Raw genomic sequence first — 12,236 nt, forward strand, 5'->3', positions numbered from 1 at the left:
CCCTTCGGGCACCTTCTCCCGCAAGCGGGAGAAGGAACAGCTTTCACGACCGGCCTGCCTGGCTGGACTCGACGTACGGCGGTATCAACCCCGCGGCGCGCGCGATCTGCCACAGACCCAGTGCGGCGGCGCCGCGCGGCGGCAACGCCATGCCCAGCTCGAAGCAGGAGGCGGCCACCGCGTAGCGCCGGCACAGGGCGGGGTTGCCGATAAGTTGCAGCGGGGTGGAGGTGTTGACGCGGCCGGCGGCGATCGCGCTGCGCAACTCCTCGCCGATCAGCAGGCCGGAGAGGTAATCGGGTACGGCCGGCAATGCCAGCTCGCCGGTGAGCACCAGCACGCGGCTGGAAAACAGCCGGCTCAGCGCACCCGCCGCGCCGCTGTCGCGCGCGCTTTGCGCGCCACGCAGAAAGGCGTCCTGGTCGAACGGCGTGTCGTCCTCGCCGAGGCCCGCACCCAGAATGCTGTGGTGACGTAGCGCCGTGTACAGCTCGCCGGTCATCGCCGTGGCGAAATCCACCACGCGCCCGTGCAACACGTTGACCCATTTGCTGTGGGTGCCCGGCAGCAACAGCGCCGAGCGTCCCGCCAGCACCGGCTGCAGCGCCAGCGCGCCGAAGATCTCCGTCTCCTCGCCACGCATCACGTCGGCGACGACCGTATTGCGCAGACCCGGCACCAGATGCACGCGACGGCCGCTGACGCTGTCGACGGAACCCAGCGCCACCACCACCGCGTCGATGGTGGCGGGCAGCTCCACGTAGGGCACTTCACGCCAGCCACCACGGCTGCCGACCATGCCGGAGGCCAGCACCGGCAGGTCGGGCCAGTCGGCCACGATGCCGTCCAGTGCCGCATCGAAACCGCCGGCAGGCAGGTGCTGGATGCCCCACGGACGCTCGCGGGATTCCAGCACGCGGCCACCCTCGCCCATCAGGTAGGCGCGCAGGCCGGTGGTGCCCCAGTCGAGGCCGATCAAGCACGGCCGTGGCGTACTTTCGTTCATTGTTTCGACGCGTCCTTGTGTACGGTGATGGCGGTGCCGTCGTAGTGCACGCTCTGCGCCGCTTTCGCCTCGAAATCGGTGGCGGTGGGCGTGGGGCCGGAGATCCAGCGGATGTTGAACGTGCGCTGCGCGGGCATGCCCGGATAGCTGCCTTCGCGCTTGCCGATGGTCAGCGTAGCACTGGCCTCGTCATAGCTGAACGGCACGCGGGCGAACGCGCCGTGCTCGTAGTCGTAGGTGGTGCCCTGGTCCTTGTACATCGAGAACGTGCCGTTGGCGCCGGTGTAGACGAACAGCGTGATCGGCGCGTCGGGCTTCTCGTTGGTGTACTGGATGGCCGGGCCTACCGGCACGATGGCGCCGGCGCGCACGAACAACGGCATCCGATCCAGCGGCGCCTCCGCCTTGATCGTCTGGCCACCCTCGTACTGTTTACCCGTGTAGAAGTCGTACCAGTTGCTGCCCTGGGGCAGGTAGACGTCGCGGCTACGCGCCTGGTATTCGGTGACGGGCGCCACCAGGAACGACGGACCGAACAGGTACTCGTCGTTGATCTCGCGCACCTTGGCATCATTCGGGAAATCCATCACCAGGCCACGCATGATGGTGCCGTCCTTGAAATACGTATCGGCCGCCAGCGTGTAGATGTACGGCATCAGGCGATAGCGCAGCTTGTCGTACCAGGCCAGCGTGTTGTAGACGTCCGAACCGACCGGGGCGATGTTGTAGATCTCACGCAGCGGCGCCTGCCCGTGCGAGCGGAACAGCGGGCTGAACGCGCCGAACTGGAACCAGCGCACGTTGAGTTCGCGCCACTCTTTCAGGTCCTTCGCGTTCGGCTTTTCGTAGCGCGGCTCCAGCGCGAAGCCGCCAATGTCGGTGGTCCAGTTGGGGATGCCCGACAGCGAGAAGTTCACGCCCGCGGAAATCTGGTCGAGCAGGTTGCTCCAGCGCGACACCACGTCGCCGCTCCAGCTGGCCGCGCCGTTGCGCTGCTGACCGGCAAACGCCGAGCGGGTGAGGATGAACACGCGCTGGTCCGGGTACGACTTGCGGCTGCCCTGGTACACCGCGGTGGTGGTCATCAACGGGTACGAGTTGAAGAACGCGGCGCCCGGCCCCTGCGCGGTCGGGCCCATGCGCAGCTTGCGCTCGTCGATGCTGATGTTGGACTGGATGTCCGGCTCGGTGGCGTCCATCCACCACGCGTCCATGCCCAGCTTGCCCAGGTTGTCGTTGATCTGGCGCCAGTAGATCGCGCGTGCCTCCTCGCTGTACGGGTCGTAGAACGAGTTGAGGTAGCCCTTGCCGACCCAGTCCTTCTGGCCCAGCTCGACATTGCGCTTGTACATGTAGCCCTTGGCGTCGAGCTCCTTGTAATTGGCCGTGGTGGGGTAGAACTTCGGCCACACCGAAATCATGAAATGTGCATGCAGGCCGTGCAGCGTGTCGACCAGTTTCTGCGGGTCGGGATAGCGCGCGGGGTCGAACTGCTGCGAGCCCCAGGCGTCCTCTTTCCAGTAGAACCAGTCCTGCACGATGTTGTCGAGCGGCAGGCCCAGCTTGCGGTATTCCTTCACCGTGCTGATCAGATCATCGCTGGAGGCATAGTGCTCGCGGCTCTGCCAGAAGCCATACGCCCAGCGCGGCAGCATCACCGCCTTGCCGGTGACGTCGCGGTAGCCGGCGATCACGTCGTCGAGGTTGTCGCCGCCGATGAAGTAGTAATTGATCGCGTGGCCCAGCTCGGAGAACAGCGACAGCTCGCTCTGCTCGGCGGCGGGCAGCGGGTCCAGGTGATCGAGCGCGATGTAGCCCGATTGCGGCGTCCAGTCGAGGCGGATGGCGTGTTTCTCGCCGGGTTTCATTGCCACGGTGAAGTCGCGGTACCAGGGGTTCCAGTTCTGGCGCCAGTCATCCAGCACCAGCTTGTCGTCGATGTACAGCTTGAAATAGCCGCTGGCGTACAGCCGGAACTTGTGCAGGCCAGCCACGTCGGAGCCCAGCGAACCTTTCCATTCCACCGTCTGCCCCGGTCCGCCGGGGAGGGGGTTGCCCTGGAAATCGACACCTTGCAGCGACTTGGGCCAGTTTTTCAGATCCTTGTTGTATTCGTAATTGATCTGCGATTCGACCCGGCTGAGCTTGAGCTTGCCGTCCACGTAGTAGTCGGCGGTGAGGCCGCCGGGCTTGCCGTCTGCGTCGAACACCTTCAGTTGCTTGTCGATCATCTGGTACGGGCGCGGGTCGCCGAAACGGGTGATCGAGTTGTTGTCCCACAGCACGCCGTAGTTGCGGCTGGAGACCACGAACGGAATGGCGATGTCGATGTTGTGCTGGGCCAGCTCCACGTCCTTGCCCTTGTAGTTCATCGTGCCTTTCTGGTGCTGGCCCAGGCCGTAGAACGCTTCGTCATCGGGCGAGGCAAATTCCTGGCGCACGGCGTAGAACGGCTTGCCGTCCACCTTCACCGGCGTGAAGCTGCGCCCGTCCGGCTGCTCGGCCAGAATCACCTTGCCGCTGGCGTCGAGGAAGCGCACCGCACCGGTTTTTGTCGCCACTTCGGCGGTGACCTTGGGCGTTTTCAGCAGCACGTGGCCGGCGTCGGTGGCGACGGAGAACTGCTTGTCGCCACCGGTCTTCAGCGCCATCAGGCTCTTGGGCAGGTCGAAGCCGCCGGTGGGTACGGCGGTGACGTGGATGATCGAATCGTCCACCACCTGCAGGCGCACTTTCTCGTCGGCGCCCACGTCCACGATGACGCCGTCGGCGATCTGCTGGAACGCGGCCTTGGTCGATGCGGCGCTGCTGTCAGCGGATGGCGTGGCGCTGCTACTGCAGCCGGACAGGAGTCCGATCAGCAGGCATCCGACCAGCGGGTTCAGGGGAATGCGGTACATGTCAGTCTCCAATCGGTGAATCGGTTGAGAGTGGTGGGTGGCTTCAATCCGTTCGCCCTGAGCGTAGGCCGAAGGCCGGAGTCGAAGGGCACGCCGGCGATGGATTGCTCGCGCTTGGCGGCGCTTCGACTCCGCCCGCTGCGCGGGCTACGCTCAGCGCGAACGGTGGAGGGCTGGGCAGCATGTCAGGAAGCGACATCGGATCAGGGCTCAATACGTCGCCAACTTCACCCGCAGCACCTGCGGTTGGCTGGTGAGGTTGAGGCCGTAGTCGGTCTGGTCGCCGTTCCATTCGCGGATGAAATGCCACTGGCCGTTTTCGTCGTAGCGGCCTTCCTGCACTTTTTCCAGCAGGAAATGCTGGCCGTCGTGGCCCTTGGGCGGCATGAAGTTCACCCGCGCGTGATAGCCGGCCACCAGGTATTCGTTGGTGGCCAGTTGCACGATCACCACGCCGCCCAGCTTCTGCTCGTTGCCCTTGGGCGGGTCCATGCCGAACTGCGGCCGGCCGTAGCTCACCTGCACGCGCCAGTCGCCCAGGTCCAGGGTTTCCTCGTGGGTGTCATCCGGCTCGGACGCGCCCCACACCTTGCCTTCGAAACTCTGCTTGGCGATCAACCCGGCCAGCGGCGCCAGCAGCTCGTAGTTGGCGGCGAACGGCTGGATGGTTTCCGGCGTGATCGCCTTGGCGCCCAGCGGCCAGTTGGAGTACCTGGTGTAATCCATGCCGAACGGCGAGAAGCCGATACCCTGGTGGCCCAGCGTGGCGAACACGTAGCGCGCATAGGCCGTGTCGTTGCCGGTCTCGGCCACGAACAGCGCGTTGTCGGGGCGGCTGTAGCGATCGAGCACGGCGGTGTATTTCTTGTACTCGCGCATGTAGATGTCGGGCGACACGAAAGCCAGCGAGGGCGCCGCGGCGCGCCAGATATCGATCACGTTGTCGGTGGGGCCACCGCTGGAATAGCCGCCGGGCGGACCGGGGTTGAACGGATCACGCAGCGCCGCGTTGGCGTACATCGGCAGGTTGTAGACGGCTTTGCCCGCGGCCGCCACTTGCTCGATGTAGTGCGCGATGGCCCAGGCGTAGGAGTATTCCGCCGCATCCTTGCCGAACACCTGGCTCCAGCTGCCGGCGGATTTGCCGGTCTTCTTCAGCACCGCGGCGGGCACCGGTGACTGCAGCAGCTTGTCGCCCGCGGCCGAGTAATCGCGATCACTGCCGTAGGTGCCCGACTCGTTTTCCACCTGCACCATGATCACCGTGTGGCGGTCGCCATCGATCTGGCGCAGGTGCTTCATCAGCGCCACGAAGGCGTTGCGGTCGGCTTCCAGCGTGGCGGTGCCCAGCGGCGACAGCGAGCCCAGCGTGGAGCCGTCCTTCTTCACCACGCGCGGGTAGCGCTTGTTGTCCAGCTTCACCCACGAGGGCGCGTAGTTCGGGCCGTTGTTTTTCCAGGTGGCGAACCACAGCAGCACCAGCCGCACATCGTGCTCGCGCGCTTGCGTCACCAGCGTGTCGAGGAAGCTGAAATCGAACTGGCCCCGGGTCGGTTCCACCTGGCCCCAGCCGATCGGCACCTGCACGGTATTGGCGTGCAGCGCCTCGATCGCCGGCCACACCGCCGGCAGCATCTGCGGCCAGCCGCTGGAGTTGTTCACCTGCGCGCCGAGGATCAGGTACGGCTTGCCATCCACCTGCAGCTGGTGGCGGCCGTCGGCGGTGACCACGCGCGGCAACGGCGTGGACGCCGCCTGCACCGTGCTGGCGAGGCCTAGCGTGGCCACGCCCATGCAGAGCAGCGGCAGCAGCAGGTGACGAAGGGATCGGCGTGCGGAAATGATCATGGTTTCACCAGGGTCGGGTTTCAAAGGGCGAGGCCGGCAGGCCGTCGCGATTGATCAGGGTGGCGTGCACCGGGTTGTCGCTCCAGCCGTAGCGCACCGCGATCGGCACGCTGACGTCGGCGCTTGATACCACCACGGTGTCGCCCTCGATGCGTGCCTCGGCGGGGTGGAACTGCCGATCGGCCCCGGCCACCTGGAAGCCGCCCAGCTTGCCGCCGCGCGCGGCCAGCGGGCTGCCTTGCGTGTCGAACGAGAGGATGGCGCGCGGGCCATCGATGCGGATCGCGGTGTAACGCGGCCCGGCATACACCAGCGTGTCGCCGTACACCACGTGCCGCGCCGCCAGCGCCAGCCGATGGCCGACGTCCTGCTTGTCGACCGGGTGGATATCGTCGGGATTGCCGATGTCGATGGTCACCGCCTGCCCCGTGGCCGGCAGGCTCAACGCAGCCGATTGCGAGGCGCGCAGTTGTGCCCACGGACTCGATTGCGCGGTGTCCTGGCCGGAAATCCAGTTGGCCAGTTGCACCCACAGGAACGGCAGCCGCGGTTGCTGCCAGTCCGCGCGCCACGCCTTGATCATGGTGGCGAACTGGTCGCGATAACGGCTCGCATCGCCGGGGCCGGCGTTCGCCTCGCCCTGGTACCACAGCACGCCGCGCAGCGGGTAGCGGATCAGCGGGTGGATCATCTTGTTGTAGAGCAGCGTGGCCAGCTGGTTCTTGTCGTCCAGCGTGGTGATGGTCACCGTCGCCGGTACCGGGCGGAACTGCCAGTCGCCGGCCAGCGGGTGGCGCTTGCCGCCTTGCGCCTGCACGTAGAGCATGTCGGCGTCGCCATAGATGCCGCCGTAGCCGCCTTCATCGGTGACCTGCAACGCGATGGTGTTGCGCCCCGCATGCAGCAGCGCCGGTGCCACGTGGTAGACGCGGGCGACGTTCCATTCGTCGCTTTCCGCGGTTACGCGCTTGCCGTTGACCCATGCCTGCGCGGTGTCGTCGAACTTGCCCAGGCCCAGCTGCACGCCATGCGCGGCTTCGGCCGCATCGAGGGTGAAGCTGGTGCGATACCAGGCCACGCCGTCCATGCCGAAATAACCGGCCTTTTCCCAGTACGCGGGCACCGCCATGGATGCCCAATCGCCGGTATCCAGCGTCGCCGCAGCCCATGATGGTTCGCCGCTGGCGTCCATCACCGGACCCTTCGCTCCGGCCCCGGCCTCGAGCCGCTTCCACGTAGCCTGCGTCTTGCGTCGATCCTCCGCCGCCAGGCCGGCGGCCTGCGCGCTCACCACCGACGGCGAAACGCCAGTGCTGGCGGCATCCATCCACGCCTCGATGCGGCTGCCGCCCCAGCTGCTGTGGATCATGCCGATGGGCACGCCGGTGCGCTTGCGGATCTCGCGCGCGAAGAACCAGCACACGGCGGAAAAGTCGCCCGCCGTCTGCGGCGTGGCGTGCTGCCAGCTGCCACCGGCGAGATGCTCGGACGGCTCGCCCGACCATGACTTGGGCACGGTGAAACCGCGGATGCCGGCATCGTTGGCGCGGGCGATCTCCACCTTGGCGTTCTGCGCCTGCGACAGCTTGAACTCCATGTTCGACTGGCCCGAACAGAGCCACACGTCGCCCACCATCACGTCGCGTGCCATTTTCTTCTGCGCGCCGTCGGCGATCGTCAAGGCATACGGACCACCCGCGCCATGGGCTGGCAAGGTGGCTTTCCATTCGCCCTTCGCGCTGGCGGTGGCTTGCGTCGATTTGCCGTCGAAGGCCACCCGCACCACGCTGCCCGGCGCAGCCCAGCCCCACACGTTCAGCGGCTGGTCGCGCTGCAGTACCGCGCCGTCGGTAAACAGCAACGGGACATCGAGCGAGGCCGCTGGCGCCGTCGCGGCGCAGGCCAGCGGGCTGCACAACAACGCGAGCCACGCCATGTGATTCAGACGGCTATTCATCGTTTACCCCCGACCCGATCGAACACGATGGCGGCGGCCTGGTAGTCGCCCTTCAGGGCCAGGTCGATGCCGTGATTCATCCAGTAGGCGCCGCTGGCTTCGGCCAGCGTGCCCGCCACCGGCGCGCCATGCAGCGAACGCCAACGATAGCGCGCATCGGGGTCGAGCCCCTGCAGGCGCACGCGCGGATATGGGTACTTCATCTGACCGGCATGCAGGAAGGCGAACAGCACGGCTTGCTTGCCGTCCTGTGAAACCGACTCAGTAGCTGCATGCGGGCTGTCGTCACGCGGCGACAGCAACCGGTACAGCTTGCCCTGCTGCACGCTGGCACGGATCGCCTTGTACTCGGCCACGTATTTTTTTGCGGCGGCAAAGTCCTGCGCCGTCCAGTGCAGCAGATTGGCGCCGATGCCCAGTGAACCCTGCATCGAGGACAGGAAGCGGTAATCCAGCGAGGTGCTGCGGTCGTTCACCCAGTTCGGCGAATCCGTGACCCAGGCCATCATCACGGCCGGCGCGTAGGCATAGCTGAAACCGTCCTGGATCGACAGGCGATCGAACGGGTCAGTGTTGTCGGACGTCCATACCTCGTCGGTGTGGCCCAGGATGCCCAGGTCGACGCGGCCCCCGCCGCCCGAGCACGACTCGATCTCCACATTCGGATGGCGCTTGCGCAGCTCGGCCAGGATGCCGTACAGGTTGCGCACGTAGTCGACGTAGACCTTCTGCTGCTGGTCGGGCGCCACCTGCGGCCAGCCCGGCTCGGACCAGTTGCGGTTGTAATCCCACTTCAGGAACGCGATGTCGTTGTGGCTGAGCAGGTCGTCCAGCACCTTGAACACGTGGTCGCGCACGTCCTGCCGCGCCAGGTTCAGCACCAGCTGGTTGCGCCCCTCGCTGCGCGGGCGGTCGGTGAAATTCAGTACCCAATCGGGATGCGCACGGTACAGGTCGCTGTCCGGGTTGACCATCTCGGGCTCGACCCACAGGCCGAAATCCATCTTCAGCGCATGCACCTTGTCGATCAGCGGCTTCAACCCGTGCGGGAATTTCTTCGGGTTGACCACCCAGTCGCCCAACCCGGCATGGTCGTCATTGCGGGCGCCGAACCAGCCGTCGTCCATCACGAAACGCTCCACCCCGATGCTGGCGGCCAGCTCGGCCAGATGCTCCTGGCCGGCCTGGTCGACGGCGAAGTTGGTGGCTTCCCACGAGTTGTAGAGCACCGGGCGCAGCCGCGGTTTCGGATGCTGGGGCACGATCTGCGCCAGCTCGAACCGGTGCAGCAGGCGCGATGCCTCGCCGATGCCGCCGCTGGTGTAGCCGGCGTAGAAAACCGGTGTGCTCAGGGATTCGCCCGGCGCCAGCGGCCAGGCGAAATCGAACGGGTTGAAGCCGCCGGTGACCCGTACCTGATGCAGCACGCCCTGCTCCACGGTGATGCGCCAGGAGCCGCTCCAAGCCAGCGCACCGAACCACACGTCACCGTGATCCTCGGCCCAGTCGCCGCCGCGCTCGATCGCGAACCACGGGTTGTTCTCGTGGCCGGTGGAACCGCGCCGGCTCTCCAGCACGGTGTTGCCGGGCGTGATCGCGCGGGTCTGCAACTGCCATTCGCCGGCCCAGCGGCCGGTGAGGTAGCGCAGCGAATAATTCTCGCCAGCAGGCAGGTTCCAACTGGCCGCGGCCACGCTGTCAATCGTCACCACCTGCTTGGTGTGGTTCTCGATCAGCGCCGAGCGGCCGATGATGCCGGTGGCCGGGTCGACCACATAGTGCAGCGTCACATCCAGCGGCTGGCGGATGTCGCGCAGGTGCACGTCCAGCGTGTCACCCTCGATCCGGTGCGACACGTAGTGCAGCACCAGGTCGCGATTGCCATCGGCGTAGCGCAGTTTCAGGTCCGGCTCCACGTACATGGAGCCGCCCCAGCCGGCGTATTCCTGCAGGCTGGTGCTGGTCGGCGGATCGAACGAGACATTGCCCTCGTTGGTATGCGCCGCGGGCAATGCGTCACCCGTCGCCAGCCGCGCGCCCCAGTACAGCGTCTGCAACTGATCGTTCTCGTTGACGCCGAACGCGTAGGTCACCGCATCGGTATCGATGCGGAATACCTGCGTGGTGGCGTCGTAGCGGATGGTCTGCGCCTGCGCCACGGCAGCCACGCCCATCAACACGCACGCCAGCAGCAGCCGTCGCGTCGCGCACCACGATCGAGAAAAGGCGGCTGGATTCATGGTTGTTCCCCCTTCGGATCACCGCGGAAGATGCCACGGCCACCGGTAGCAAAATACACGCGACCGAACACACGCGGGTCGCCGGTGACGTAACCCACCTCACCGTACTGGTGCGTGTCGTCATTGATGCGCTGCCACTGCGCGCCGCCGTCGATCGAACGGAACAGTCCGCGCTGGCCCGCGATGGCACCGGCGAGGAACAGGGTCGCTTCGTCGTGACCCGGCGCGGGCTTGCCAAAGCCCAGCGATACGGCGCTGTCGATGCCGTGGCTCTGTCGCAGCAAATGCCCGTCGTCACGGCCATGGATCACGCCACCGCGCGCGCTGACCGCCACCAGCTCGCCGGCCTGCCCCGGCACCGCATAGACCACCGCGTTGGTGGGCCGGCGCGGCGGCTGGTACTGCTGCTTCACCGCAACGCCGAACGCACCATCGATCGCGCTGAAATGCAGCCCGCCATCGTGGCTGGCGAACAGCGCGCCGGTGGCGATGTCCTGCGCATAGAAACGCTGCGGGTCGACACGATCGGCCAGCACTCGTGCCGCCTTCGGCAAACCCGCTGCCGCCTGCCAATGCCTGCCCCAGTCGCGGGTGACATACGCGTTGCCCGCGTCCAGCGGAAACCACACCGCGCTGCGGCCATCGGCGGCCACGGCCACCGTGCCTTCGCCCTTGCCGCCCGGCTCGCTGGCAAACGCGCGCCAGCTGCGAGCGCCATCCAGCGAATACGCAGCGCGCACCGCGTCGACCGGCCCGCGGATGCGACCCGTGCGCACCACCACGCGCGGCGCGTTGCCGGCCACGTCGATGCTGTAGCCGTTGGCGTAGCGCGGCGGCGAGGCGAACTGCAGCGGCGCCACGTCGAGGTCGTCATGGCGGAAACCATCAAGGTCGCCCACCGCGCTCAGCAGGTGCGCGCCCTCGGCCGGGCTGGCCAACCCCAGCGGCACGGTTTCCTCCAGGTTGGTGTCCTGGAACCACCAGTCCACCGTGCCGCCGTGGTCGAACGCGCGCATGTTGCGCGAAGCCCAGACGCCGTAGCCGGTGACGAACATCACGTGGTCGGGATGGAACGGATCGATCACCAGGCTGCTCATCCAGTGCGGGTGATGGTCGGCGGTCCAGCGTGCATTCGAATGATCGAAGGTCGAGCGTGGAAACACCGGCTGCCAGTGCTGGCCGCCGTCGGTGCTGCGGTAGATCTCGTCGTACGGGGTGTAGTGGCAGAACGTGCTGGCCATCAGGATGCGCGGATCGTGTGCGTCCACGGTGATGTCGCCCCAGCCGAAACCGCTGGGTTTATCGGTGCGAGGGATCGGCGTGATGTCGGCCCAGCGGCCATCGGCGGGGGTGAATTTCCACACCGCGCCGTCGTTCATGTCGTCCGGGCCGGGCTCGTCGCCGTAGGTCAGGTAGTAACTGCCGTCAGGGCTGTGGCGCATGTGCGTGGGTCGCAAGCCGATCGGCTGGCCCGGCACCGCCTGCCAGCTTTTGCCGCCGTCGGTGGAGCGGAACAGGCTGGTTTCGCGGGTGGAAACGCCCGCATACAGCACCGGCGTGGGCTGGCCGTTCTTGCCGCTGGCCGGCTCGAACACCACGAACACGATGCCGATCGGCTGGCGTCGCCACTGGTTTTTTGCGGTGGAGGCGAACGAGGTCGCCACCGCGGGAAACGCGTCGACACGCGCCCAGTGCGCCGCGTGATCGTCGCTGCGCCACAGGCCCGCATCGCGCGAGCCGAAGAAAAGGATGCGGCCATCGTGCGGGTCGACGGCGAGTCGCTCGCCATTGCCGCGGGCCAGTTCATTGCCGCCCAATTTGAACGGCAGATCGACGCGCTCAAACGTCGCGCCGCGATCGTGCGAACGCAGAATCGCGCCGTTACCGGCGGCCTCGGTCGTATAGGTGCCGGCGGCCAGGTAGATCCAGCCGGTGTCGTGCGGGTCCACCGCCATGCTTTCGATGCCGGTGAGGTTGGCGTCGTCGGCGCCCAGCCAGTCGGTCAGCGGGATCCATTTTTTCGCCGCATCGTCCCAGCGGTACGCGCCACCGACGTCGGTGCGTGCGTAGTACAAGCCTTTTTCGGCGGGATGAAAAACCAGGCCACTGACATAACCGCCACCACCGATACGCACGCTTTGCCAGTCGTAGTGCACGTCCTGCGCGACAGCGGCCAGCGGCAACAACAGACCGCAAGCCAGCAGGAAGGCAACACGCCGAAGGCGCGACAGCAGGGTGGAAGGACGATCGGGTCGGTACTGGCTCATCATCGCGTCCTGTAGAAA

General features: G+C 66.6%; 6 protein-coding genes. All 6 read right to left on the reverse strand.

Annotated elements, in window-relative coordinates:
* Positions 1-43: 43 nt before the first annotated feature.
* A complete protein-coding gene (locus tag ASD22_RS15425) occupies positions 44-1,006 on the reverse strand; it encodes a 2-dehydro-3-deoxygalactonokinase (protein WP_056085445.1) in 963 nt (320 codons plus the stop codon).
* Entirely contained in the window at positions 1,003-3,906 is a 2,904-nt protein-coding gene (locus ASD22_RS15430; protein ID WP_082520301.1) for a TIM-barrel domain-containing protein, read from the reverse strand. The genes ASD22_RS15425 and ASD22_RS15430 overlap by 4 nt, the downstream gene beginning before the upstream one ends.
* A 210-nt stretch (positions 3,907-4,116) precedes the next feature.
* On the reverse strand, positions 4,117-5,754 hold the full coding sequence (locus tag ASD22_RS15435) for a DUF5597 domain-containing protein (RefSeq protein ID WP_056085446.1): 1,638 nt from the start codon (positions 5,752-5,754) through the stop codon (positions 4,117-4,119).
* Between the two features lie 4 nt (positions 5,755-5,758).
* Entirely contained in the window at positions 5,759-7,711 is a 1,953-nt protein-coding gene (locus tag ASD22_RS15440) for a sialate O-acetylesterase (RefSeq protein WP_056085447.1), read from the reverse strand.
* On the reverse strand, positions 7,708-9,951 hold the full coding sequence (locus tag ASD22_RS15445) for an alpha-galactosidase (RefSeq protein ID WP_235577666.1): 2,244 nt from the start codon (positions 9,949-9,951) through the stop codon (positions 7,708-7,710). Before ASD22_RS15445 ends, ASD22_RS15440 begins: the two co-directional genes overlap by 4 nt.
* On the reverse strand, positions 9,948-12,218 hold the full coding sequence (locus ASD22_RS15450) for a cellulase (protein WP_056085603.1): 2,271 nt from the start codon (positions 12,216-12,218) through the stop codon (positions 9,948-9,950). Before ASD22_RS15450 ends, ASD22_RS15445 begins: the two co-directional genes overlap by 4 nt.
* Positions 12,219-12,236: the final 18 nt, after the last annotated feature.

The sequence above is a fragment of the Rhodanobacter sp. Root480 genome (assembly GCF_001426645.1).
Taxonomy (GTDB): domain Bacteria; phylum Pseudomonadota; class Gammaproteobacteria; order Xanthomonadales; family Rhodanobacteraceae; genus Rhodanobacter; species Rhodanobacter ginsenosidimutans.

What these genes read in the sequence shown, in the direction of transcription:
- ASD22_RS15425 (WP_056085445.1), bottom strand. Translation starts at nt 1,006, where the DNA reads ATGAACGAAAGTACGCCACGGCCGTGCTTGATCGGCCTCGACTGGGGC.
- ASD22_RS15430 (WP_082520301.1), bottom strand. Translation starts at nt 3,906, where the DNA reads ATGTACCGCATTCCCCTGAACCCGCTGGTCGGATGCCTGCTGATCGGA.
- ASD22_RS15435 (WP_056085446.1), bottom strand. Translation starts at nt 5,754, where the DNA reads ATGATCATTTCCGCACGCCGATCCCTTCGTCACCTGCTGCTGCCGCTG.
- ASD22_RS15440 (WP_056085447.1), bottom strand. Translation starts at nt 7,711, where the DNA reads ATGAATAGCCGTCTGAATCACATGGCGTGGCTCGCGTTGTTGTGCAGC.
- ASD22_RS15445 (WP_235577666.1), bottom strand. Translation starts at nt 9,951, where the DNA reads ATGAATCCAGCCGCCTTTTCTCGATCGTGGTGCGCGACGCGACGGCTG.
- ASD22_RS15450 (WP_056085603.1), bottom strand. Translation starts at nt 12,218, where the DNA reads ATGAGCCAGTACCGACCCGATCGTCCTTCCACCCTGCTGTCGCGCCTT.